Raw genomic sequence first — 24,062 nt, forward strand, 5'->3', positions numbered from 1 at the left:
TCAAAAAACATAAACTATATTATTTTCAATTAGCTGTATGTCTTTTATTAAAGTTGCGCGCGACCCAAACTCGATTTTTCTATTAAGGATTTCCTCAATGAAAATCCTTGCACCCATAAAGGAGCTAAAATCTTTCGACTCTTCCCGGAATTCTGCAAGTACTATAATGTCCTCATCACCTTCCCCAAAATCTAACTTAGCTATCCCTAATTTTTCGATTCCAATTTTTTTCAAGTCGGCTTCGCATCTTCGAATCATTTCAAGATCTTGCTCTAAATTCGCTGACATAATTAGCCTCTTTTCTTATAATTTCCTTCATTTTATGATTTTAATTTCAAACAGAAATTAAATAATTATTATAGATGTGTGCCCGATTTGCTCAATCGAATAAGTGGTCGAAAACTAAATCTTTCCAATTTGTTAAAAATTTGGAAGAGCCGAAGAGTCGCTATAACATTGTCTATTCCGAGAAAGCTACGATCATTTTGAAACCAGGCAAAGATTACTTTGTCGAAGATGGAGTTTTTTCTTTACTACCGAATCGAGCTAAAACGTATAAAGAAGCGATCAGCTATACTCATGGAAATGCGAAAACTGAAACAATTTTTGAATTGCCGACTTTTAAAGATCCTATTATAAATTCCCGCTGTATAATTCCTTTTGATGCCCTTTTCGAATCAAACGGAGAACCGAAACATAAGCAACCTTATGCGATTCGAAAGTTTAACGACGAACCTCTTGGAGTCGCTGGTATAAGTAATCGTTTTGTCGATCGAGAAACCGGAAAATCATATCAGTCATTTGCAATTATCACGGTTGTCGCCAATTCACTCGTCGCTAAATATCACCCTAAACTTCGAATGCCCGTATTTTTAGAAGATGACCAATTCGAAAAATGGCTAGATCCTTCGATGCGAGCAGAAAGAGACATAGATAATTTTCTAAAAACTTACCCTTCTGAAAAAATGCACGCCTACCCTGTCTCTACGAAAATCTTGGCTACCAAAGAAAACCGCATGGTTTCCGAAAATTGCCTTATGCCAATCCCGGAGCCGCCGGAGCCAAAAATTCAAATGTCCCTTTTCTAAAATGCTTGCCCTCTTTTTATAATAGCATATTATTTGTTTAGTAAACAAATGATAGCCATGTTGGACAAGATAATTTTTCAAAAACAAATCCCCCTTCTAAGAACCCGAGCACGCGCCGGATTCCCTTCGCCTGCCGAGGATTATTTCCTGAAACGCCTAGATCCGCGAGAATTGTTAGAGATAAATCCCGAAACCACATTTTACGGTCAAGTTTCCGGGACGACTTGGGAGGGTCACAAAATCTTTGACAAAGATATTCTAGCGATCGATCGCTCGATTACTCCCGGTCACGGCCTGATCGCCGCTGTCACCTATGAAGACCAGTTCACGTTAAAGAAAATCGTAAAGATTAAAGATTCTTTATACCTTCTTGCAGAAAACGAACAAGGAGAGCCGATCCCGATTATTCCTTCGAGTGAAGTGCGGCTCTGGGGGATTGCTACAAGTGTCACTAGGAAGCTCCTCAAACGTTAAACGTCTATTCGCGCTCGTTGACGTGAATAATTTTTACGTCTCTTGCGAGAGAGTTTTTGAACCGCGCTTAAATCATAAAGCGGTCGTTGTACTTTCTAATAATGACGGATGCGCCGTCTCACGCAGTGCGGAAGCGAAAGCTTTAGGCATTAATATGAGTATGCCAATTTTCAAAGCTAAAGATTTGGTGGATTCAGGCCGCCTCATCGCGCTTTCAAGCAACTACGCACTCTATGGAGACATGAGCCATAGATTTCGTAGTGTTCTTGAAGATCTCTGTCCCGAAGTGGAACAATATTCAATCGATGAATGCTTTTTAGAACTTACGGGATTCATAAAAGAAGATGAATGTGTTTCTTTCGGTAAAGAGCTAAGAGAAAAAATCGACCAATACCTCGGACTACCCGTTTGTGTTGGTATTGGAGAAACGAAAACTTTAGCCAAGGTCGCTAATCGAATGGCTAAGACAAGACCTTCCCTACAAGGCGTTTGCTTTTTAGACGAGCGATCGCGGGAAGAAAGTCTCAAAAGTATAAGTCCGTCGGAAATTTGGGGCGTCGGACCCGCCTACTCGTCCCTTTTGGATAAATGCGGCGTCAAAAATGCGTTAGAGTTATGCCGACTCCCGGATCACTGGATAAGAAACCAAATGACCGTCGTTGGTCTACGACTTGTTTATGAACTACGGGGTGTGTGTTGCTATGATCTGGAATTAGCTCCACCTCCAAAAAAGGAAATCATCGTCGCCCGCGCGTTTGGCGGATACGTTTCCGATTTAGAAAGTGTGATCGAAGCAACCACAACGTATCTTTCTCGCGCCGTTGAAAAACTTTGGAATGAGGATAGATATGCTCAAGTAATCACAGTTTCATTAAGGACAGACCCATTTAAAACTAATCAGCCGCAAGACAACGATTCTATCCGTATGGAAATCCCGGTCGCAACGAAGGATCTTTTCGAACTTCAAAATTATTGCATCGCGGGAATAAAAACGATCTTCAAAAAAGGTTTTGGCTACAAAAAAAGCGGTGTAATGCTTTCCGAATTCACAACGGAATCAAAACAGAACGACTTATTCTATCAAGGAAGATCCAACGAACTTACGCAGGTAATTATTGAAATTAATAAGAAGTTCAAAACAGGAAAGATCAGAACGGGCGCGACCGGGTTCGGGCCGCGCGCATGGAGAATGAAACAAGATCGCGCGACAAAATGTCCTACCCATTATTGGAAAGACATTATTACTTTTATGGTTTAAAAGCAATTATTACTTAAACGAATATCCAAGAACAGAAAACCTTCTTGATTCAATGAACCAATTTTAAGGAATTCACCTGATTCTGTTGACCAAAATTTCTCACCATAATCATTACGATTGCCACAACGAAGAAAACCTAACTTAGAACTACTTACAAATAGGTTACAATTTTCTCTTTGAGAGATTCTCTTTTCGATCAAATCATAATTCTCTATAGGAAGATCCTTAAAATGAAATTTTGTTAAATCCTTTTGCAAATAGAAAACAGAATCACCTTCTCTTCCAACCATTAAACCTGTGCAGTGAACCAAATCAATTAATGAAAAATATACTTTAGGAGAATTAAACAAATGAATAGATTCATCTTTAGGATCTTTCAAAATAACAAAGCCATATTTATCTCTAGGAATATTATCATATATACGATCAGTTCCTGTTTGAATCATTGCAATTCCGTAACCGCTAAATTGAGAAAATAGAGATATTAATTTTCTGCGCTCTTTATCATGAAGAAGGTTGTATCTGCTTTCATTATCCCGAATTTTGTCTTCCTTTTCCAATAATACGGTATCATAGATTTTCTTGATTCGATTCGAAGTGTCAAAATCTAACTTTTTATTTTTATTTGAATATTCTAATTTTTTATTTTCACCAATAGTCTTATACACATGGGCTAAAAAATCCGTAAAGACATTTGGGATGATGTAAATAACAGAATAACCGACTGCGGTCACAAGGGGAATCACCCAATGAATAGAATATATTTCATAAATTGTATTAAATTCGTTATAAGTCAGCTTATGGAAAAAGAGAATGTAGAATAAATCCCAATTCGATAATACAAAGGAAAGGAATAACGAAAAATAAAAGGGACTGCCTAAGCGTTCATTCGCAGAAGCTTTAACTTGTTCCCAAAGAGTGTTTTCAGTCTTTTTAACTAATTCTTCATTTTCCATTCCGCTAATTTTTAAAATCTTTTCTTCATAACAAACTTTTTTTATTACTTCAGTATAAAATAATGGAATATCTTTGGAAATTAATTTAAGATGCCATTATGCGAAACAGATCAAGACTGAACCCGCCAACGCTTGAAACTCTAAACGAAAATCTCTCCGCCCTCGGGCGCACTCCAATTACCAAAAAAGAATTCGAGCTATCTCTAAAGACTTTTTCTAAAAATGGGAAATTCATTTTTCAATCGTTTTACGCTTACTATGACGCAATAAAAAAATACGGTATTGAACTTTTCTCTATGAAGCTATATTGTACTTCATGCAATACCTTTCATTCATTTCAAGAATTCCAATATTCCAAATCCATCGATGGATTTTATAAAACCTGCAAAAAGTCAGGACGGAACGAATACCAGGGATATAGACGATTCGCCGAACGCAACGTAGACAGAGACGGAAAAAAACCAGAAATATTATACTACCGCACCAAAAAGAATAAATATCCAAAAGTGAACGGGGCATTAAATCCATTCCGAGAAAAAGCGATCGCTCTTAATGTGAAAATTTTTGGAAACACTACACTTAAAAGAATGAAAAAGTGTAACGGCGGATGTAAGAAGAGTAAGCCATTAGCTCACTTTACAAGATATAAAAGCAGTGGAAAACACTATTTATCAGACGTATGCTTTGACTGTACGGCAAAAAGGCAAAGGGAAAGAAGAAAATTCAGTTAAACAAGAAATATTGCGAATACCTACTGAAAATCAAAATTTTCTTAAATCCAAAATTCGCTTTAAACCGGGGAAGAAAATTTCCGAAACAACGGAAAAACGTATTCAAAAATCCAAAAGGCTTTCTAAATAATTTCAAAGCAAGTTCACCCATGAACCTGCAAGTAAAATTTGAACCCATAATAAACAAGAAGGAGAAGCCCGACAAAAAGCCAACCGATCCGACCGAGCCAGCTTTGCATAACAATCTTGTAATACTTCCAACGAAGATTGGTATAATCCTTTTTTAGATCCGAATAAGAACCTTTTAGCTCCAAAAATTCTAACTTCAAAGATTTCATGGAAGAAAGTTCGAGTTCTTCAGATTTTACTCTTTCTTCCTCTTCTTCTGTTCGATTTTCTTTTGATTTCAATATTTGCAAATCATTAGACTTATTCTGAATCACAGTCTCCAACTTCTTCTCGAACCGCTCGAACTTGGTGACAGTTGAACATTGTATAAGAGACACTAAGATAAAAACAACTGCAAAGGATTTAAAGAAATGAAATAGTATCGTTTTCAACTTAATTACCTCCTCTCGCCTTCGAGATAAAGTCACCGACAGCGCGGAGTATTTCCCCTGTCTTAAACCAGCTCATAAGTGTTATGCCGGAACCGAAAAAAAGTCCGTACACGCTAATTCCGCCGTATCCTTCGGAAAGTTTCGCTTCGGGGTAGTGATGGAGTGTAATTATCCCTATGATGAGAAAAAACAGGCCGAGAAAAAAGGCTCTGTTAGAAGATCGAAAAATATCTTTTTCAACAACAAGGGTGTTTTGTAATTCAGTTTCGAGTTTCTTTGCTTCTTCTGAAAGAGGGTCAAGTTTTAAGATTTCGTTTGCATTGAGTTTCTTTTTTCTCAAGGCTATCCTTCTAAGATTTTTTTCGCTGAATCCTGGTTGAATATTGCGTAACAAAATCCTTGGAACTGCGGGTTTCGTTTCCTTGCTTGTTTCTCTGCACCTTGAAAAATCGAAATGAGTTCAAGCCACTCTGATTCTTCCCAAGTAGAATGCGTTACTGTGCAACCGAGAGAACTCACACCTACGTAATTTTTACTCATCCCTTGAGCATGAATGTTAAACCCTCTATTGTCGAAGTATAAGGGATCGCTTCCGTTCCATACATGATTGTTGTTTTGGTCGCGGCGAAAATAACGCTTGGATGCTTGAACAAGAGCTAAATGATTTTTGTGAGATCCGATCTTAACAAGTCCAAGACCCTCCTCAACCCTAGCCTCTCCGCCCCCCACTCCATATTTTAGTAAGGTCTCATCCGAAACCTTACCTGGGTCCATAGTAACGATACGACTTCCCCAAGACTTCGCACCGGGATAGATATTAAAAAGAAGATCGTTAAAGCGATCGAAGGAGTCTTCGTTGAAGATAACTTTATTTTTGGAAATAGAAATTCCACGAACACCGATCAAGGTATGTTCGTTTTCAAAATCTAGCTTGAATGAATCTTTATTAGAGTTAGAATATTTCTTCTTCGTTTCATCGATAAGTTTAAGAATGAATTCTGAATATTCCATCGAGTAAGAATGGAATAAAAATCAAAATCGGAGAATATTAATGAGACTTTGCTTTGCTCAAATCAGAGTAATCATTCAAATAGAATTCCACACGTCCGGCGTTTGTTTTAGCCCGATGTTTTTGTAATCTAAGATAAAGTTTCACTGCGTCGGGGGAATCGGTCGGGAACTTAACAACTAATCGAATTCCGTTAAATTCTGAAACATGATCCGTGAATTTTTGGAAAGCAATCCCTACGGCCGAACTGATATTTCCATAGTGTGCAAATTCGATCTTAATCGACTCGTGCGAATTCTCTTTAGCGTGATTGTAAAGGGAAACTAAATCTTCGAATAAAATTTCAGAAGAAGTTAGGGAAAGATTTCGATCAAGGAAAACATCCAGTCTTTTGATCTCACGGACTAAAGAAAAATATGGACCATAATTCAGATCCTTTAAAGAAGGCGCGGGTTTCTCCTTTGTACGAAAAAGCCACTTTATCGCTTGGAGAAAAATTAAAAGAAGCGTACTAAAAAATCCAAAAATTGTTTGAATTTCTTTTTCCTTTATATCAAAATCAGTCATACATTAACCTAACGCTCCAAAAGAAACTCCGGAGTACCGAAGTTTCCCAGTTTTCCACCATTCTTTTAGTTCCCCAGTAAATTGTTTGATCCGAGCCCCGAAAAAGGAATTCTCAGCGCTAAGACTTAATGACATACTCTCAGAAATTACACCAACGTTTGTAGAATAACTTGAAAGCCCGCCTACAATCCCTTCCGCATACGAAGAAAGAATACAAATCATAAAGTATTTTAGACATTGTTCTTTGAGCTCCCGAGGAACCCGTGAAGCATGATCGTACCCGGTGCTGTAGTCTACCTGGAAAGCTCCGGGAAGATTCGCGGATTGATTCATTGCACGCCAACCTTGGATTCCTGTAACGGGTGGACCTAAACTACCAAAAGGAGCTCGTGTAAATACCGCTTGAAGAAGACCGGCTCTATGTTTGATCGTCGCTCTGTCTGTTAGCTCTAAAATCGTTGAGCCAGAATACGGATATGTAAGAACCCATCTATGAACCCGACAAAGATTTTTGTTTCTTAGTTTTAAAAAGAAATTTGTGGATTTCGAAGAATCATAATCGTAAGTATCATCCCATTCAGCGTAAGTTTCAATCTGACCTTGAACCGGATCCAAATCAAACCGACCTTTTTGTCCGGCGATAGGTCTGCTTCTCCAAAGTCTAGGATAGATGTCCCAACTAATTTCTTGAGCAAACGCCTTAACCGCCTGATCAACCCAATTCTTTATTTGGTAATCCTCAAGCTGTGAGCCGCGAGTCGTCATAAGCGGCTCGTTACCATAAAATAGGAGTCTTCGAATTTCGTCGGGATGAATGAATGTTCCCCAAGAAGGAAGCGGAGAATTTGCCTTTTCTAACTCAGGGTAAATTCTCTGAGAAAGATCGTGATACTCGTAGTCTTCGGCGTTTAAGTTTAGGTCGCCACCAAAGCCTATACTCAAGATTTCTCCGAAAGAAAATTGAAATGATATGGAAAATGTTTCGCGCGATATAACACACGAACAAAGTATCTATCTTATTTTCATCGGAGAAGAGAAGACTTAGCAAATTCTAAGTGTTCGATCGGAAGAGAATAGGTTTTACCGGATGCAAGTTCACAAACTACGGATTTACCGTCTGATGCAACTTCTCGAACTTTTGCGAGCATTCCTCCAACATTGGCGCGGCCTTTCGCGTATACGCGCATGATCATGCCTGCTTTCGGGAGTTTCGGACCCGAACCATAGGTCTTACGTTGTTCGCGTATTGCCGTCTCAAAGGACTTGTGTCGAACAGTCATTTCTTCTATGAGTTTTTTTTCCTTTTCAGAATGTGTATTCGTATGCTGGATTCGGTTACGTTCGCTCTTTGCCGTCTCGACTTTTTTCTCACGAGGAGTTAAAACGTCACCTCCGGTTTTCGTGTTCCGGTAAGCCATATAATCTTTACTCTTACCGTGAACCAGAACCTTCTTTTTTACAACCGATGAATTGGCACCGAACATTTTAGAATGAAACCTTTGTAGCGTTTATCCAAAAACCAGATACTTCGCTTACACCCGTAAAAGAAAACTCGGACGCGCACAGTGGAATAAAAAATTGAAAATCTCCAGTCCCCTTCCTGTCGTAATCTGACATTTCGGAGTCCGCATTATTCCCCTTGGCGTGAATTGTCCAAGGACCGCTTGCGTGAACATGTGTTAGAAAATACTGTCTATCGGGTGAGTTTAAAATAACGCTACCGGAAAGCGTGAATTGATTTTGAAATCGAAGCCGATGGAAATCTCCAAATGTAAGACTTTTTCTCATATCTTCAAACATATTCTAAGAGAGAGAATATCGGCCAGAAGGTAACTGTACTCTCATACCGATTTCAAATTTCTTAAAACTGTATTTTTAACGCGGAATAATTCGGAAAAAATCAACCGATCAAGAATTTAATATTATTTTTATCGAATGGACAACGCAGGTCGTGGAAGACCGCGAGGCAAGGATTACGAAAAAAACCTCGCTAAACGTAATCGTATCGAACATTCAAAAGAGATTCAGCATAAATCGAGTAAGGTAAATGAAAAACTTATTAGCCTTGCTAAGTCTTGGTTCAATCAAGTAAACACCGCTGAAGTCGCAGGACGACAGCCCGTTTATACCTACGACCAGATGCAACAGATGAGGGATGGAATCAATCTTCGTCCTTCCTGGCGGATTCCTATTTCTAACCTTCGAAGTGCAAGTTACGGCACCTCCCTTATCTCAGCGATTCAAACAGTACGAGTCGAAGATTTGAATCGATTCGCTCGTATCAATTCAAAATCGGGTCTTTGGTTTCGAATGGAAGATGAGGATCTAGAGATAACCGACGAGATCAGTTCGAGAATGAAATTTTGCGGACGCTGGTTTGACAAGATGGGCGACCTTACACCTGGTTGGGCAAACAGAGATCATCTAGTTTCCGTTTTTGAGATGATGCTCAGAGATACTCTGACAATAGATTCAGTCGCATTTTTTTTAGTTTTTAATTCTTTTGGAAAGCTAATTGAGATGAGGTATCTCGATCCCGGAACGATCTTCACTGTCGATCCGACAAAAGGTTACAGAGGTGACTTATCCATCGCCTTCGTTCAGATCATCGATGACAATGTTGTCGAGACATTTAGTGCAAACGAAATTCTATTTCTTCACAAAAACCATCTTTCTGATGTGAATATGCGCGGCTTCGGCTTCTCCCCTCTTGAGGCGGCAATGCTAGATTTAGTTGGAGTAATCCGGTCTTTAAAATTCAATAGGGACACCTTTTCGAGACAACACCCTCCGGGATACCTCTCTCTCCAAGGAGATATTTCTCAGGACGGACTTGAATCGCTACAATTGCAATGGCAAGAGATGATCTCAGGACTCGACGATTCGCACCGTATCCCCATTGTTGCCACCTCTGCCGGTGAGGTGAAGTGGACTCCGCTCAATATTGCGAATGAAATGGTTTTCAAGGATTTACTTCAATGGAGCGTCTCACTTGTGCTTATGGCACATGGTATGGATCAAGCAGAGTTAGGATTACGACTCATCGGTTCACAATCCCTGTCTGAAGCAAACCAATCCGAAAAAAGCAAAATGAGTCTTACAAGAGCCAAGCTCTCTCTCCTAAATTATTTCGAATCTGTATTTTCGAAATTAAAAAGTTTTAGAGACGATGATTTTAGCGGAATTGTGTGTGAGTTTACCGGAAAAGATCCAGAGGATGAAAAGGACAAACTTCAAAAATACAAAGACGAGGTTGCAAATTGGAAACTCCTAGATGAGATACGGATCGAACAAGATCAGCCTACAATCGGTGAGACCTTATCAGATCTCTACGGAGTATCTGCCGACGATTATAAACTCGCAGGAGCGGTAATTCTCAATCCGGTATTTCAACAAAATTTACAAATGCTTAAACAAGAAACTTCTTCTTCGGATAACGGACAATATTCTGAATCGGAATTCAACGAAGATGACGAAGATTTAAACTTTTCTGAAAATGAAGAAAACAAAGAAGAAAATGAATATGATTTTTCGGAAGAAAAGGATAAGGATCTAGTATTTTAATACATCATGTTCAAGTTCAAATATATTTAATGTACGAAAATCTAAATTAAAATTTGTTTAGATATGCAGAAAGCAACAATGGAATAGGAAAATTCGAATTTGCTACCCTAGTAGTTCCAAGTCCGTTAGCTACCGTTGCTGAGGTTGGTACACAAAATACTCGTCCGTCAAATAGCAATACTCCTCCTGAATAAGCGTAACCTCCTGGATAAGTTCCTGCCGGGGTTATCAAGGTATCAGTGACAGGATCATAAATTCTTGCAGTAGTTGACGATGTTGGAACACAAAACACACGTCCATCTGGAAGCAAAACTCCACCCGAAAACGAACTACTTCCAGGATACGTTCCGCTTGGAGTCGATAATGAATCCGTAGTAGGATCATAAATCTTTGCAGTTGTGGCGTTATACGGAACACAAAAAACTCGTCCGTCAGAAAGTAAAACCCCTCCCATATAAGCCAAGTTTCCAGGATAGGTTCCTGCGGGAGTCGTCAATGTATCGTTAGTTGGGTTATAAATTCTTGCGGTAGTTGAAGAATGTGGAACACAAAATACACGTCCATCCGCAAGAAGAACAGCTCCCGCGAACGACATATTTCCGGGATAAATTCCAGAAGGTGTAGTTAATGAATCATTGGTTGGATTATAAATCCTTGCAGACGTGGAAGAAAATGGAACGCAAAAAACTCGACCGTCTCGAAGTATTAAACCACTCCAAAACGCGCTTGTTCCGGGATAAATGCCTGTCGGCGTACTAATCGAATCAGAAACTGGATTATAAATTCTTGCTGAAGTTGAAGAATATGGAATGCAAAAGACTCGACCATCTGATAACAAAACCCCACCGATAAACGCACCACCTCCAGGAAAAGAAACGGAAGGCGTTGAAACTAAATTTGATAACGGATCAAAGATTCGAGCTGTAGTAATATTGGAAGGAACACAAAATACACGACCATCAGGTAAAAGAACTCCGCCAAAAAATGCGTTACTTCCTGGATAAGAACCGCCGAACGAGATTTTCCATCCGAGATCGGAATCTGCGAGAGCTATAGTTTTTTGAATTACAGGTAAAATCTTACCTGACCAATCTCCTGAGAATTTAGGAATCTTGATACTCGTACTACCTGAGTTCCAAGTAGATCGCTCTGAATCGGTGACAAAACGATTCATTGAATCCTGAGTAATCTCGGAAGCAGGAATTACCCCAGTCCCTCTTTTTAAAGCTAGTGCAGAATCCGTCTCATTCTTCGTATAATAGCTTGTATTATGGTCGTGTGTTGAGGGAGTAAAAGACGAAGGTTTGTTTTGAATTGAATTCCAATTAGGATTTAATGCGCCATTCCAAGAGGTTCGTTCTGAATCTGTGATAAGCCTATGAGCCGAATCTTGAGATATTTCAGAAGCAACAATTTGAGGTCTCTGATTCGAAACAAGAATTCCGTCAGAACCAAGAGTGGCAATTCCCGAAACCGCGCCCTTTTCACTTGAATTTAATTTTGTATTTAATTGATTCTGTAGTGAACTAAAATTTGAAGTTCGAGCATTAGTTTCTTCTAATATTTTTGAATCTATGTAATTCCGAAGTTGATTGTCTTTTAAAAAATCATTTTTGAATGATTTCATTTGTATTCAACCCGGAATCGCACATTCCTATTTTGGAAAACCGAACTGCCCGTGAATTGAACGGTAACAATTCCCTGGTTATCGTATTTCGTTATTGAAGTAACTCCCGAAGGTGGCATTAGATACCACGCGTTAGAAGCATCGGAGACGAAAGCAAGAGCTGAAACAATGTTTGATCCAAGCCCTGTATCTATCGAACATTGACCGCTTCCATTCGTTATCCCTTCAAAAAAAGCGTTCTTTATCAACGTTCCAGCAGGAATTTGTCCGGTTCCGATCTGAGCGGCTCCCACTTGCGCGATCGATTGCAATAATGTAAGGTCTTTTGTATCGACATATTCTTTCACAGCTCTCGCTGACGGAGCTATAGAAACTTCAGAAAATGAAGGGGAATCTGTTAGAAATGACGCAGAAGGTGAAACATTATTATAGAATGGAACGGAAAGAAAAAACCAACTTCCCCGAGCTTCCGAAAACGCAAGTTCCCAGTACCCGCCATCTAGATCAAGTTGCCAATCTTCTAATGATTCTTCAATTTTTGATCCGTTTCTTTGAAGTGTGATGGGTGATGTTCCAGCATGATTCGAAAGATCCAGTATTCCTATGACAGTATTATCTTGTGGGCTTTCAGGAAGTAAGATCGAAATCAGTCCACTTGAAGTATCGACTAAAACTCTTTCGTATTTTGTAGCGGTATATGAATTCGAAATAATATTCGAATTTTTTAATGAACCGAAGTTTGTTTTCCAGGTACCGTCACCTGAAAGAAATTTTTCCCGATCGGAAACGCTCGGAGCGGGAACTAATCCCTTATTTCCGGGATTTGTTTCACTTGATCCTAAAAACTGATCATCGAGTGCAAGTATTCCGTTTTTATCCGGCAAGAAATAATTTCGTGCATTTGTCGCAAGTGATCTAAGCGAACTAATTATGGATCCGCCTGAAATAAATTCAATTCCTGGATTGCCTTGGTCTCCGGTTAATCCGGGGAAGCCAAGTGATGAGTTTTTTTCGGTCCGCCTTTGATACTGAGGATGATCATCCCCTACCCCAAGCCCGAGTAATTGTGAATGAAGTTGAGCGCGCGAAGTCGTTTTCAGCCAACGTCCCGGCGAAGAAGACGTTAAATCGTTTGGAAGAATACAGCGCGTCGGATCGTTAGGGTCGGGAAAAACCGCGGTAGAATTCGCATCAAACTGAAAAAAAGATAGTTCGTCTTCTACCTCTCGGATTTGTTTATCCGAACGCTCTGACGCAGGAACGTTTTTAAGTTCGAAAAGATTTTGTACCGGAGTATTCCAATTTGAAAGAACATGCTCCCTTACCCAAGTAAGATTTACCGCGTCCTTTGCTTCTTGCGGATCACCGACTTTCAATCTTGCAAAATCTGAATCGTTGGGAACCTTTAATTCTACTCCGGAAGCGGTCCCTACAATAAACGGACCGCCCTTTCCTATTCGAACCTTTGAACCAATGCCCTTGAGTAGAAAATCAAATACCGCAAGCATTTATCCGAGATAAACCTCGACCAAAATTTGATTTGTATCGTAGCCGGTTGCGACTCGAAGAGATTTTATTCCTCCGGTCCATGCCATAAAGCCACCCGGAACCGGGTGGTCTTGAGCGGACCCGTCAATGCGGACAACGATCGGAGCTGGATCTTCTTTTTTTACACCGGCGGCCGTATCATCGGCAAGATATGACCCAAGAATTACAACATATTTAAACTGGATACCCGCTGGAATCGGAATTGTTACCAGGTTGTCGGATTGCTTAAAAGCCTTAGTTAGTTTTTGGGGTTGTTGTACCTGATACTCGAATTCAAATTCGTCTACTTCGCGCTCAATAGCCGCGCCCGTTCTTTGGAATAACTGGAATATAGCTCTATGTATTTCCATCCCGCGAAGTATTGCAGAAATACAAGTATCGGTGAAGAAAAATGAAAAGTTATTAGGAATCTAACTAAATTGAGAAAGTGCGAAAACTATTGGATTCGTCTTCTATAAATACTTGCGACGATCTTAACTCGCTCCTTCCCTTCTAAAGTTGGATGCTTTACAGCTAAGTCATAATGTTTGTTTATAATATTCGAAGCGACGTGCGTTTTCGAAAGAAGAAGTTTAATCTCATATCTATCTCCATCCATGAGCCGATACAATTTTAAAACGGCAAAAGAGAATAATCGACTTAGAAATGGTAAAGATTGCCCTTCTAAAACAAGTTCGCGGATTTTAAAAGCGTCATAATGCAATATTGCTACAGCCCATAGAACTGCAAAGGGAAGAAGTCCTATAGCTGAATAAGCCGCTAAAAAAGAACCCCGGAGAGGAAGAATGTAGACACACAAAATAGAAACTGAAAGCGCGAATACTAATCCAATAAACATTAAAAACGATCGAATCCTTTCATCACCGCGTCGAAGAATCGTAACGCGACCTAAACTATATGCGCTAATCGAAATTGAAACAATACAATAAACGATAATTAAATGATAATTCAAATAAGGAGTATAAGAGTAAACTATCGGATTATCCAATTTTACGAAGGCTCCGAAAATGGAAATACATACAAAAGTAGGCATTAAAACGAAAATCAAAGCGATTCGATAATAATTGAATTTAATATTCCGTTTTATTAATAAAGCGACAACCAAATCAAGAAACAAAGGAATGAATACGACGGGAAACAAAATTAAATTGATAAAAATCTCTCGAATTGCAATAGGAAGATACAATCTAATAGAAAGCCCGAACATCCATAAGGAATTCATTATACATAGATAAAGAAAATATCTTTGGACTTTCTTTCTCGGGTTAATTCTATTTACGTAAAAGCCAAGGTATAATAAAAATAATCCGATTCCAACTGTGAGAAAACTTTCGTCAAACATCGTAGTTTTGCAACAGTTAATATGCTTTTGACGCAATTTCCTGTAAAGTCTCTTTTTCTAATTCAATCACTTTCAAGTAACATAGTTCGTTATTCAAATAAAAATCATGGAAGTAAACTTGTTCTTTATATCGAGGAGAATCTATTGCGCCGGATTTTTTATAAAAAAGTTTTATACTTCTCAATGAAACCGGATACATTCCATAAACCTTATTATAACCTTTCTCTACGCAATGTTTTGCTACTGCGCGAAAGGTTCTTTTCGCGGCTTCCCAACCTTCATTAGAAGTTGTAAAAGCAACTGCGTTCCAATCAGCAACATTTTCTTCCATTACTGCATAACGTCGTAGAATAGCGTTTTTATTATCGTCTCGAATCAAAGCGAATTCCAAAGGGATTAGGTTATTTGGCTTTTTTTCAACCAAACGCATAGCCGCGAGGATTTCTATTTCATTTTCGTAATAGAACCAGGTTGACCATTCATCGTAATCGAACTTTCTCCAGTCAGAATCTACATACCCTCCTTCTTGAAATTTTGTGATTATAAATTCCTTTACCCTATTTAGTTCGATCTCCGAATCATTGATTGTGAGCTTTTTTACAGTAAACTTTGTTGCGGCATGGGACATTGCCCTGCTATTTCATTTACGATTTTTTTTTCAAGAATTGTTTTATATATCTTTAATATACTAATTTTATAATAAAATTATTTATTGATTTCGATAAGCAATTTTTTTAGAATTTCCAAATTCCCAATCTTGGTTTTGGCGATTATTTTTACAATTTCATACCTGAGCTTATCCGATTTAAGATTGGAGAATAAGTTAATTTCCTCATCAGAAAAAATCGCCGCATTTTCCCCATTTACGAAGATAGAGCCTTCACCAGACATAAGCCACTTAGAAGATATTTCGGTGTAATGCTCAAATAAAATTGCAAAATTTATCGTTAGAGGAGTCGCTCCGTTTGCTATTCTTGAAATCGAACTTTGGCTTTCTCCCATCAACGAGGCAATTTTTCTTTGAGAAAGCCCTTTCTTTTCAGAAAGAAACCTCAATGCTGTATTAAATCGTTTTACAGCTTCCTTGTCTAATTTTTCAGAGCGAATCGGTTTCATCTTAGGGCATTAGATTTTTTTCATGTGATTCAATATGGATCATTTTTTCTACTTGACCTGATTCACTGTGCATCACATAATTTGAGCTATATCGAATTCAAATTTTATTATCCAGGTCTATAAATGTCAGAATCTACAGCTTCCCGGCCGATAATTGATTCCAAACTCACCCGCAGTTCTTTCGGCATAACCGTACGAAATTTTTTTAAAATAGGGAAAATCCTACCATCATTTTTTGAACCAAATTCTCAATTAAAGAATGATCTCGGCGGCCTGGGAAAAGAAAGGGATCTTCTTCAAAATGTGGACCTGGAAGAAGTTAAAACCAATTTAGAAGGATTTATTGAAAGAAAAGAATATAAAGACGAAGAAATGAGGCTTCCTGATTTCGCTATTTATATAGGATTAACTACTCACCAAGCATCGCATTATCTAAATAAACATTTAAAAATGAGTTTTGCAGACTTCATGAATTTTAACCGCATAGAAGAGGCGAAGAGAATTATCGCCCGTAGCGGAGACAAGCTCAACCTTCTCGATATTGCATTCGAAAGCGGATTCAATTCTTTATCCTCATTTCACCGAGCTTGTAGAAAATTTACAGGCATGTCTCCAAAAGAAATTCGATATAATTTACTCGATTAATCGTATATCATTTTGTATCGCTAAAAAAAGATCCTTACCTTTGAGCCATCCTTAAAGTGTATAAGAAATATATTATCTTTCTGGATTTCTTTTCTATTAAAAATATAAACAAATCTATTGGATTTAATTACATCTATCTCTGTAAAGCCATATCCTTTTACTTTCATTTTAATTTCGTTCAATTTAGATAGAGGGTAAACTTCTTCATTTTTTACAGAAAATTGTCCCCGCCCTGGGAATCCACCTGTGATAGTTTTTACTTTTATTTGATCAAATTGAAATCCTACTCCCAAAAGCGGCTCGGATTTATTTAACAGTATCGAGTCTATTTCTCTACTGACATCACCAAGATCAAAATAAACAGCAACGATCTGATCCTGAGATATTTCATTTAATCTGCGCGAATCATATCCTTCTGGAAATACATTATTAGGATCTTTTAATAATTCGAATATTTTAGATTCTGAATCTGAATAATAAACGCTTATTTTGGGAATGTTTAAAGACTTCTCAAAGATTTCTCCAACTTTCACCTCGTAATCCAAAGTTTCTAACTTTCTCATGTTGTTATTTTCAATCTGAGCAACGTTGCACGAAAAACAACATGAGAAAATAATTACCCTCGACAAAATAAAAGTTAATCTTTGAGCCATTTTATTCATAACTTAATTTTAGCATTTGTATCCTTTTCCATTTTCCTCAACATCGCAACCGCCGCCTCCGAAGCCAGTAGTAACTGCGCCCTTTTCAACTTTCAATTGAATAAATACAGTTGGTGTATCAATTTTTATTTTACAAAGATCCCAAATATCACATTTAAAAGATACCGGTACGGCTACTTGAACTTTTAATTGAACGAATACTGGCTTAATCTTTACTTTAGATAATTTATCAAGTAAGGGTCCGCAAGCCGGATTTACGGAAGTTGATCCATTGCACGTTAAAGATTCTTCCAATACATCTTTTACATTTTGGAAATTTACATTTTGTTTTACCCAATTAGTAATCTTACCCGATCCAACTAAATTTCCAAGCGTCTTATTCTCGAATCGCTTAAAAAATGAATTAGGGACGAAAGTCGCTCGGCCTAACCCATTTAATACTCCTCCGGTGCTAACACGCTTTGAAATATCCTTATCTCCAAAATGTTTACCCATCATGTGTCCAATAATTCGGTTAAGCATATGAATCCAGGCATTCTTCCCTGTCGGATCATTATATTGTAGCGGGTTTCCATCTACATACATAAAGAGATTGCTTCCAGATAAAGAAGATCCATTAACAACCGAGTCCGATTGTAAGAATCGACCCGTCCCCGGATCATAGTATCTTGATTTGTAGAATAACAGTCCCGTTTCCTTGTCCTCTTCCTGACCCGCATACTTGTAGCGGAAAGCATCTGGACCGTAGGAATCCGTTCTTAAAATTTCTCCGTAGGGTTTGTAAGAAACGTAACTGGTTCCAACAGCTGATCCACCGGAAATCGGTTTCCCGGCTCCGTTTGTTGCCATAACGATAGAACCTAAATGGTTCGGATGAAAAAAAATCATCCCCGGAACAGGACTTCCGCCAGGATTTGAACCGGAACCGCCGCCAACCCCAGGATTTGAAACTGAAGGGGTATCCACTGGAATCGTCGAAGGCAATGCAATCCAAGGAGGATCTCCATTTTTACTACCGGTTCCCGGAAGCATTCCACACGAAAAGAAATTGAAACTTATAAAGACGCTCAAGATCAAGAATGGAGTCACGCCCGCTTGAGTAGGCTTTAGATTTCCAAACCTTGGCTTCCCATAAAGAACCAGTCCAACAAAACCGATTACAATAATTCCGAAAACGGAAATGATTCCTAATCTAAATTGATTCCCAATTCTTCCATCCTGAATATCGAATACCCAGCTTAATGTGGTTGGAAGATTTTCTAAACTCAAGAGACGATTTTTATAAAATTGAAAGCAATCGATAGATACACCTTTGCAAAGAGATTCTTTTGGATTTAAAATCGCGGAAGCAATTACAGTTTCTTTTGAAGAAATATGGTTCTCAGTTAAGAGACTTACATTTTGAAGTCCAATTTGAGAAACTAGTTCATCTTCGATTCCCTTAATATAAACTGTATGTAATGGCGGAAACCCCGGACGAAAACTTATTTCATAGAGGCCGTCAATATTAATTACACTGGAACCATCCGATTGTTTACTCTTTCGAACTCGGGAACCCGTGTAATCATTATCAAAAGTCATTACTTCGCCGTCTTTCGTAAACATCTTGTGAAGCAATGCCATCGGGTCATATTCTAATGTATCCCCGTCTCGATTAGTCATAAGACCAGATGCATCATAAGAAAAGTACTGAGGACCAGACGGTGAAGATATTTGAGTTACAGCATGTGTACTGCTTCCGTTATAAGAATAAGTATTTGCACCTTTTTTCAATAAGTTTCCAGCATCGGTATATTGGTAGTCCTCACTACCGTATTTACCAGTTGAATTTGTAACTCGTTTAAACTGATCATATTGAAACTGTTGATTTCTTCCTGGATTTTTTAAATCATCAATTTTAATTATGTTTTCAGCTAGATCATATCCGTATTTTAAACTTTCATAAAGATCAGATTCGAATGTTGTAACTACATCCGTTGGTCTTCTAAAGATCGGATCGAAAAATATTTTTGTTTGAACCCCATTCCCAAGGCTTCTCAATACATTATACTTCCCACTTTCTAACAATGGACCTGTATAGTTTACCACAGGATGTCCTGTACTGCTACCGTCGGCAGAATCCATATTTACCGAAGTTAAATAGCCTCCGACTGTGAATTTATTATAAATTTTAGTTCCATCGGGATAGGTAATAGAAACTGCCCGATTCCCAAAATCATATTCCTTTAGGAAAATTAAAGTAAGATCTTCCAGATTTAGATATTTCTTAATCTGTGTTTGATTTCCTCTAGCATCATGTTGAAAGTCCGTTTTTCCAATCGCGTCTACGACTGAAGTCAAATTGCCCTTTCCATTTAAGGAAGTCGCCTCATCATAATAAAATTTAGCGTTTTGAGTGGTCCCGTTCGCATGAGTTCCTATCATATTTGTCAATCGATCTAAAGTATCATATTGAAAATCTGTTTTAAACCCATTTGCATTATTTTGTTGTAATACCTTTCCGGTAGGAGAATTCACAAACGTTGTCGTTCCCGTATCGGGAGTCGTCTGACTAATCTTATTCCCCAAAAGATCGTGAACTAATGTTATACTCTTTCCTTCTGGGTCCGTGATTCTATTTGCAATTCCCTGAGAGTTATAAGCGTAACCGATCGATTTTCCGTTTTTTGTTTTTGTGATAAGTTGACCTAATTGATTTTTAGATTCTATAATGGTTTCAATCAGAGTTCCACTCACGCTAGTTAAAGTCGTCGTGTTAAATCCAGAATAGCTAATATCATTCACTCTTCCTGCGGAATCCGAAGTTCTCGTTACATTGTTTTCAGAATCATAGGTGAAAAAGGTCGTTAAAAATGGAACCGAGCCAAGATACGGCTCTGTTTTACTGCTTATAGTTCCATTAGAATTATATGTAGTGTCCTGTGAAAAGACAACTGCATCCGCTACTAATTTTTCTGTTTTTATTGTTCTACCAAACGCATCGTGTGATTCTTGAACATAAAAATCTCCGGTCTTAGGATCAGAAATTGTTCGTTTAACTTTTTCTCCAGACGGACTACCAGATTGTATGTAGTCAATTATTTCAGACCAATCCGTTTCACCGGCGTATTTAATACCAATTTTTCGACCATAGAAGTCGTAAAGATTTCGTGACTCATTTCCATTAGCATCAGTTGAAGTAAGTTCTTTTCCGAATACATAGTCATAAGTTTTCTTCTGCTGATGTCCAAGCGAATTGATTGTGTTTGTCACGTAACTATTTGTTATAAAATCATATTCTAGGTTTGTCAGATTTCCGTTCGGGTCACGCAAAATTGTTGGATTTCCAAAACCGTCATAAGCAAGAATTGAAAAAATTGAATATTGTGTTGTCCCTTGCTTGATAAGAGTTCTTTGATCTGCTAATCGGTGATTGGAATACGTAAATTCCACATGAGAACTTAAAACTCCGCCTTGTGATTTTGTTTGCTGTACAATTTCAGATAAAACCCAATCTGCTAACGATGGATTATAAACCGTATCTTCTCGCAAAGTAAGCGTTGGATCGGAATCAATCTGAACAACCTTAGAAAGTATATTGTTATATTGATCAAAGGTGTAATCGGTATTGTAGTTAGTAAGAATCGCGTTATTTTGATACTTTGTGATAGATTCTTGAGTTTTACGAATATTTATAGTTCCAAAGACGCTATTTAACGAAGTAAATGTAGAAACAGTCGAGGACATTAGATGGTTGTTTAAATACTCATCTTTATTCGTTTCAATTCCTGCTAAATTTGGATTTGTTCCTTGATAAAGGGAAATTATCCTTTCACCTGTTCGAGAATTGGCGGAGGTAACTTTAGCAAATCCAAGTAAGGATCGATTATCTTGATCTTGAACATAGATTCTTCCATTCTCAAAGGTAAATGAATCTGCTTCTCCAACGCCATCCGCGACCTGCGAATATACATTCGTAGCTACAGAATATGGAGTCAGATTCGGCTTAAGAAAACTCGATAATGCGTTAAAATTAATAGAATTGGCTACGCTCGGATTAGAAAAATCATAAGTATTTGCGTAGGAAATTTGAATTCCTTTTTGTTGTGTTCCAAAAATATCAGTGAGCAAGCCTTGTGATATTTTTCTAGAATATTTAGTTTCCACATAATCGATGCTCATCAAATTTTCATGGGCGATTGTGTTTCTTTCATTAGAAAGAATATTGTTTACCAATGAAGGGACTACTAAATCTTTTTTGGGAGACCGAAAGCCTATAAAATCGGCGCGGCCATCTTGATTCGTATCTGTTGCTAAAGAAAATGATGACGCAGGGAAAACCGAATCCCCGCCGTTAGAGTAAAACAATCCATTATTTTTACTTCTCGAATAGGAAACGTAAATATTTCCGCCGTAAAATCGGATAAAGTCAGCTTTGTTGTCACCATCCACGTCGGCAAAAGATTTCGAATTAACAAAGTTACTATACATCGCGTCTCTGTCAGAGGCAAGAAGCGCGGGATTTGGTGGAACGGGGGTGGTTTCATTATAATCAAAAACCACATCCGTATTACTGTTATCCGATCCATTCTTTACATGGAACCCGGTTCCATTAAAAAAGAATGTGTAAAAAGAAATCGAATCTGAGTTCCCGTCCCAATTCACGTCAAAATGGGTTATCTGTGAACCGTCGTTAGATACTTGAAAACTAGAATCATACGAACCCGTATTCGGATTAAAAAGATCGATTTGAAATCCATTACTGATAAGAGAGATTCTATCGTCTTTTCCATCCCAATTCATATCGCGCATAGAGTATCTTTTACCATTCACACTCCCGCTCGAAACTTCCATATATTGAGTTGTAAAACTAACAGGGAAGTTCACAGGAGATCGGAGAGAGTGGCCGTCTGAGAGATACACATAAAGATTATTCCCTGAGAAAGTAATTAAATCTAAATACCCATCACCGTTAGAATCCGCAAGGAAGCGATCCCCTTCTGTTCCGGCTACAGAAATATTTGATGACACATTCGCGCGAATTGAAAAAGAACCAGAGCTATATCTTAAATAACTAATATTTAAGTTTTTACTACCGTCTGGATTATCAGATAGCCTTACATAATCCGCGATTCCGTCCGCGTCCATGTCAATAAATTGGCGAAAAGTCGAACCTATTCCCGGTATACTCAAAGAAATTGGGTTCGTATTGATAATTGAAATCGAACCTGTCGCAAGGTAGATTAAAAAATTTCCGGAATCATCTGTTTGAATAAAATCGCTTCGACCGTCTGAGTTCAGATCGGCAAGACCTTGAAATGAATTTTCACTCGATCTTAAAATAGCCGGAATCCCGATTGAACTAAAAGATCCACTTTTACCTAATTTTAAATAAGCGTTTACGTTATCATTTTCCAATACAAAAAAATCAGTTAATAAATCTCCGTCTACATCCCCTTGAAGAACTTTTGATTTTTCATTCAGATTAAATAAATCCTGCGCTACTGCAATCGTTGAACCGGGATTTGAGCTATCGTATCTCATTAGTTTATTTTTTTGTTTTTCACCTTGAATCCAAACCGGTTCGGGTGCTTTATTTCTTTCAAAAGTCGCAAGAAAGGTTTGTGACCCCACTACACCTTTAGTACAAACGTCACCGACCGAGTTTACATAAGCAACACAAGCAAGTCCTGCAAACCCACCAGAAATTGCCATACAAGTCGCATTTGCCGAGCAAGCACATACAGCATTCGTAAAATCGCAATCCGGTTTCATCGCTGTATTTTCGTATCGATAGCTCATATCCAAAGATGGCGATGACTTCGAGGTTGAACTCTCGGCTGGATTCGGAGCATCATCATTATAATTAAAAGCGATCGGTCCATAATTTTTCCGATCAAGGCTTGTAAGCCTATTTTTCTTATCAAAGAAATTGTTATTATAATTAAAAGTATACCTTTCTGACTCAACAACACTTCCATCATCTTGTTTCTGAGTAACAGAGATCGAGCGAAGACGCTTAGTAAGTATGGACTGGAGATTTAAGGAATTCGACTCAACGGCATCTGTTCTGTCCTCATCTTGAAAAAGAATTACAGTGTTTCCCTGGTTATACTCGATAAGCTGTGGAATCGGGGTTCCGTTCGATGAGCTGTAAGATCGGTATTTGATATTGTATCCGTTACCGTTTAAATCTCTAACGCGATTTAAAGCCCAGATTCGAGACTTACCGTTAAGATTTCGTAATGTAGAATTAGAACCCGGATTCTCTGCTGATCCGTCTTCACCAAAATAATAACTTACGCCATTGCGATCTTGCACAATCCAAGAATCCGCCAATTTTCTAAACTGAAAAAAAGATTCAATTTTTGTATGATAGATACCTGGAGAGGTTTGAATCAACTTACCTGCAAAGCTTACGTATGAATCTCCACTATCATTGTGAATTCCTTCCGTTGAATCTAAGGAAATGGTCATGATTCCAGAAAGATCCCAACCTCCCCCAATCAATCCATCGTTTTGAAGTGAATTATATTCAATTCCTAAGTTTGGAGTTATATCTTTTGTTCCCTTTGGAACTGGAATCGGAAATGAAGCGTTCGCATTTCCAAAACTATCTACTGTTATTTCTGGTAAAGGCTGAGGAATCCCTGTCTCAGGAGTTGGACCTGTAAGAGTGAATAATTGAAAAAGCGGAAACGCCGCAAGACTTAACAAACAAACGAAGACGATAATACCAATTTGAATAAAAGAATTTTTCTTAAAGGTTTGAAGCGCAAATTTCATTTTCCAGCTATTCCTCGATCAGATTTTACAAGTATCACAGTGAGGCATTGCGGCTCCAAAAGAGTCAATGATTTTTAGACATACTTTTGTCCTATATATTTATCCTTTATTCTTTTCTTATAACTTAAGCCATATTTTAGGCTTGCGATA

Annotated in this window: 23 protein-coding genes; 6 read left to right on the forward strand and 17 right to left on the reverse strand. The window is 38.2% G+C overall.

Annotated elements, in window-relative coordinates; translation table 11 throughout:
• Positions 1-288 (reverse strand): hypothetical protein, encoded by a 288-nt coding sequence (locus tag LEP1GSC052_RS02250; protein WP_010572140.1) that lies wholly within the window; start codon positions 286-288, stop codon positions 1-3.
• Between the two features lie 74 nt (positions 289-362).
• Between LEP1GSC052_RS02250 and LEP1GSC052_RS02255 the strand changes: the two genes are divergently transcribed.
• The 3 genes from LEP1GSC052_RS02255 to LEP1GSC052_RS02265 are packed head-to-tail and all read left to right on the forward strand — an operon-like array spanning position 363 to position 2,820.
• The gene (locus LEP1GSC052_RS02255) at positions 363-1,088 is read left to right on the forward strand and encodes an SOS response-associated peptidase (RefSeq protein WP_010572141.1); all 726 of its coding nucleotides are present in this window, start codon (positions 363-365) and stop codon (positions 1,086-1,088) included.
• 57 nt (positions 1,089-1,145) lie between these two features.
• On the forward strand, positions 1,146-1,562 hold the full coding sequence (locus LEP1GSC052_RS02260; protein ID WP_051185351.1) for a LexA family protein: 417 nt from the start codon (positions 1,146-1,148) through the stop codon (positions 1,560-1,562).
• A 22-nt stretch (positions 1,563-1,584) separates the two neighbouring features.
• Positions 1,585-2,820: a Y-family DNA polymerase gene (locus tag LEP1GSC052_RS02265; RefSeq protein ID WP_244265266.1), complete on the forward strand. Its 1,236-nt coding sequence runs from the start codon at positions 1,585-1,587 to the stop codon at positions 2,818-2,820.
• On the opposite strand, the gene LEP1GSC052_RS20660 is transcribed toward LEP1GSC052_RS02265, so the two are convergent.
• On the reverse strand, positions 2,817-3,776 hold the full coding sequence (locus LEP1GSC052_RS20660) for a hypothetical protein (RefSeq protein WP_010572144.1): 960 nt from the start codon (positions 3,774-3,776) through the stop codon (positions 2,817-2,819). The two genes, LEP1GSC052_RS02265 and LEP1GSC052_RS20660, sit on opposite strands and share 4 nt — an antisense overlap.
• Positions 3,777-4,430: 654 nt before the next feature.
• Here LEP1GSC052_RS20660 and LEP1GSC052_RS21170 point away from each other — a divergent pair.
• The gene (locus LEP1GSC052_RS21170) at positions 4,431-4,637 is read left to right on the forward strand and encodes a hypothetical protein (RefSeq protein WP_156892091.1); all 207 of its coding nucleotides are present in this window, start codon (positions 4,431-4,433) and stop codon (positions 4,635-4,637) included.
• Positions 4,638-4,650: 13 nt separating this feature from the next.
• Here LEP1GSC052_RS21170 and LEP1GSC052_RS02280 read toward each other — a convergent pair whose 3' ends face one another.
• The 7 genes from LEP1GSC052_RS02280 to LEP1GSC052_RS21605 form a co-directional block, all read right to left on the reverse strand.
• The gene (locus LEP1GSC052_RS02280; RefSeq protein ID WP_156892092.1) at positions 4,651-4,950 is read right to left on the reverse strand and encodes a hypothetical protein; all 300 of its coding nucleotides are present in this window, start codon (positions 4,948-4,950) and stop codon (positions 4,651-4,653) included.
• A 118-nt stretch (positions 4,951-5,068) separates the two neighbouring features.
• On the reverse strand, positions 5,069-5,407 hold the full coding sequence (locus LEP1GSC052_RS02285; RefSeq protein ID WP_010572147.1) for a hypothetical protein: 339 nt from the start codon (positions 5,405-5,407) through the stop codon (positions 5,069-5,071).
• Positions 5,408-5,409: 2 nt separating this feature from the next.
• Positions 5,410-6,078 (reverse strand): hypothetical protein, encoded by a 669-nt coding sequence (locus LEP1GSC052_RS02290; protein ID WP_010572148.1) that lies wholly within the window; start codon positions 6,076-6,078, stop codon positions 5,410-5,412.
• Between the two features lie 37 nt (positions 6,079-6,115).
• Positions 6,116-6,643, reverse strand: a complete 528-nt coding sequence (locus tag LEP1GSC052_RS02295; RefSeq protein ID WP_010572149.1) for a hypothetical protein — start codon at positions 6,641-6,643, stop codon at positions 6,116-6,118.
• A 3-nt stretch (positions 6,644-6,646) separates the two neighbouring features.
• Positions 6,647-7,585: a hypothetical protein gene (locus LEP1GSC052_RS02300; protein ID WP_010572150.1), complete on the reverse strand. Its 939-nt coding sequence runs from the start codon at positions 7,583-7,585 to the stop codon at positions 6,647-6,649.
• 80 nt (positions 7,586-7,665) lie between these two features.
• Entirely contained in the window at positions 7,666-8,127 is a 462-nt protein-coding gene (locus LEP1GSC052_RS02305) for a hypothetical protein (RefSeq protein WP_010572151.1), read from the reverse strand.
• A gap of 1 nt (position 8,128) precedes the next feature.
• Complete coding sequence (locus tag LEP1GSC052_RS21605) at positions 8,129-8,431, reverse strand: hypothetical protein (protein ID WP_010572152.1); 303 nt, start codon at positions 8,429-8,431, stop codon at positions 8,129-8,131.
• A gap of 147 nt (positions 8,432-8,578) precedes the next feature.
• Between LEP1GSC052_RS21605 and LEP1GSC052_RS02315 the strand changes: the two genes are divergently transcribed.
• Complete coding sequence (locus tag LEP1GSC052_RS02315) at positions 8,579-10,207, forward strand: phage portal protein (protein WP_020985511.1); 1,629 nt, start codon at positions 8,579-8,581, stop codon at positions 10,205-10,207.
• A 46-nt stretch (positions 10,208-10,253) separates the two neighbouring features.
• On the opposite strand, the gene LEP1GSC052_RS21610 is transcribed toward LEP1GSC052_RS02315, so the two are convergent.
• The 6 genes from LEP1GSC052_RS21610 to LEP1GSC052_RS02340 form a co-directional block, all read right to left on the reverse strand.
• Positions 10,254-11,834 (reverse strand): Kelch repeat-containing protein, encoded by a 1,581-nt coding sequence (locus LEP1GSC052_RS21610; RefSeq protein WP_020985509.1) that lies wholly within the window; start codon positions 11,832-11,834, stop codon positions 10,254-10,256.
• Positions 11,831-13,342 carry a hypothetical protein gene (locus tag LEP1GSC052_RS02320; RefSeq protein ID WP_010572156.1) on the reverse strand — a complete coding sequence of 504 codons (1,512 nt, stop codon included), beginning with the start codon at positions 13,340-13,342 and terminating at the stop codon, positions 11,831-11,833. The genes LEP1GSC052_RS21610 and LEP1GSC052_RS02320 overlap by 4 nt, the downstream gene beginning before the upstream one ends.
• On the reverse strand, positions 13,343-13,732 hold the full coding sequence (locus LEP1GSC052_RS02325) for a hypothetical protein (protein ID WP_010572157.1): 390 nt from the start codon (positions 13,730-13,732) through the stop codon (positions 13,343-13,345).
• A gap of 86 nt (positions 13,733-13,818) precedes the next feature.
• Positions 13,819-14,724 carry an LIC10906 family membrane protein gene (locus LEP1GSC052_RS02330; RefSeq protein WP_020985520.1) on the reverse strand — a complete coding sequence of 302 codons (906 nt, stop codon included), beginning with the start codon at positions 14,722-14,724 and terminating at the stop codon, positions 13,819-13,821.
• Between the two features lie 16 nt (positions 14,725-14,740).
• Entirely contained in the window at positions 14,741-15,352 is a 612-nt protein-coding gene (locus tag LEP1GSC052_RS02335; RefSeq protein WP_040912747.1) for an LBL_2463 family protein, read from the reverse strand.
• A 77-nt stretch (positions 15,353-15,429) separates the two neighbouring features.
• On the reverse strand, positions 15,430-15,840 hold the full coding sequence (locus LEP1GSC052_RS02340; protein WP_010572159.1) for a helix-turn-helix domain-containing protein: 411 nt from the start codon (positions 15,838-15,840) through the stop codon (positions 15,430-15,432).
• 123 nt (positions 15,841-15,963) lie between these two features.
• Between LEP1GSC052_RS02340 and LEP1GSC052_RS02345 the strand changes: the two genes are divergently transcribed.
• A complete protein-coding gene (locus LEP1GSC052_RS02345) occupies positions 15,964-16,485 on the forward strand; it encodes a helix-turn-helix domain-containing protein (protein WP_010572160.1) in 522 nt (173 codons plus the stop codon).
• Between the two features lie 20 nt (positions 16,486-16,505).
• Here LEP1GSC052_RS02345 and LEP1GSC052_RS02350 read toward each other — a convergent pair whose 3' ends face one another.
• Positions 16,506-17,048 (reverse strand): hypothetical protein, encoded by a 543-nt coding sequence (locus LEP1GSC052_RS02350; protein WP_156892093.1) that lies wholly within the window; start codon positions 17,046-17,048, stop codon positions 16,506-16,508.
• Positions 17,049-17,156: 108 nt separating this feature from the next.
• Positions 17,157-23,912, reverse strand: a complete 6,756-nt coding sequence (locus tag LEP1GSC052_RS02355; protein ID WP_020985525.1) for an RHS repeat-associated core domain-containing protein — start codon at positions 23,910-23,912, stop codon at positions 17,157-17,159.
• Positions 23,913-24,062: the final 150 nt, after the last annotated feature.

The sequence above is a fragment of the Leptospira kmetyi serovar Malaysia str. Bejo-Iso9 genome (assembly GCF_000243735.2).
GTDB lineage: Bacteria > Spirochaetota > Leptospiria > Leptospirales > Leptospiraceae > Leptospira > Leptospira kmetyi.

What these genes read in the sequence shown, in the direction of transcription:
- LEP1GSC052_RS02335 (WP_040912747.1), bottom strand. Translation starts at nt 15,352, where the DNA reads ATGTCCCATGCCGCAACAAAGTTTACTGTAAAAAAGCTCACAATCAAT.
- LEP1GSC052_RS02305 (WP_010572151.1), bottom strand. Translation starts at nt 8,127, where the DNA reads ATGTTCGGTGCCAATTCATCGGTTGTAAAAAAGAAGGTTCTGGTTCAC.
- LEP1GSC052_RS02340 (WP_010572159.1), bottom strand. Translation starts at nt 15,840, where the DNA reads ATGAAACCGATTCGCTCTGAAAAATTAGACAAGGAAGCTGTAAAACGA.
- LEP1GSC052_RS02260 (WP_051185351.1), top strand. Translation starts at nt 1,146, where the DNA reads ATGTTGGACAAGATAATTTTTCAAAAACAAATCCCCCTTCTAAGAACC.
- LEP1GSC052_RS02345 (WP_010572160.1), top strand. Translation starts at nt 15,964, where the DNA reads ATGTCAGAATCTACAGCTTCCCGGCCGATAATTGATTCCAAACTCACC.
- LEP1GSC052_RS02355 (WP_020985525.1), bottom strand. Translation starts at nt 23,912, where the DNA reads ATGAAATTTGCGCTTCAAACCTTTAAGAAAAATTCTTTTATTCAAATT.
- LEP1GSC052_RS02350 (WP_156892093.1), bottom strand. Translation starts at nt 17,048, where the DNA reads ATGAGAAAGTTAGAAACTTTGGATTACGAGGTGAAAGTTGGAGAAATC.
- LEP1GSC052_RS02315 (WP_020985511.1), top strand. Translation starts at nt 8,579, where the DNA reads ATGGACAACGCAGGTCGTGGAAGACCGCGAGGCAAGGATTACGAAAAA.
- LEP1GSC052_RS02250 (WP_010572140.1), bottom strand. Translation starts at nt 288, where the DNA reads ATGTCAGCGAATTTAGAGCAAGATCTTGAAATGATTCGAAGATGCGAA.
- LEP1GSC052_RS02325 (WP_010572157.1), bottom strand. Translation starts at nt 13,732, where the DNA reads ATGGAAATACATAGAGCTATATTCCAGTTATTCCAAAGAACGGGCGCG.
- LEP1GSC052_RS20660 (WP_010572144.1), bottom strand. Translation starts at nt 3,776, where the DNA reads ATGGAAAATGAAGAATTAGTTAAAAAGACTGAAAACACTCTTTGGGAA.
- LEP1GSC052_RS02295 (WP_010572149.1), bottom strand. Translation starts at nt 6,643, where the DNA reads ATGACTGATTTTGATATAAAGGAAAAAGAAATTCAAACAATTTTTGGA.
- LEP1GSC052_RS02255 (WP_010572141.1), top strand. Translation starts at nt 363, where the DNA reads ATGTGTGCCCGATTTGCTCAATCGAATAAGTGGTCGAAAACTAAATCT.
- LEP1GSC052_RS02320 (WP_010572156.1), bottom strand. Translation starts at nt 13,342, where the DNA reads ATGCTTGCGGTATTTGATTTTCTACTCAAGGGCATTGGTTCAAAGGTT.
- LEP1GSC052_RS02330 (WP_020985520.1), bottom strand. Translation starts at nt 14,724, where the DNA reads ATGTTTGACGAAAGTTTTCTCACAGTTGGAATCGGATTATTTTTATTA.
- LEP1GSC052_RS21610 (WP_020985509.1), bottom strand. Translation starts at nt 11,834, where the DNA reads ATGAAATCATTCAAAAATGATTTTTTAAAAGACAATCAACTTCGGAAT.
- LEP1GSC052_RS02290 (WP_010572148.1), bottom strand. Translation starts at nt 6,078, where the DNA reads ATGGAATATTCAGAATTCATTCTTAAACTTATCGATGAAACGAAGAAG.
- LEP1GSC052_RS21605 (WP_010572152.1), bottom strand. Translation starts at nt 8,431, where the DNA reads ATGAGAAAAAGTCTTACATTTGGAGATTTCCATCGGCTTCGATTTCAA.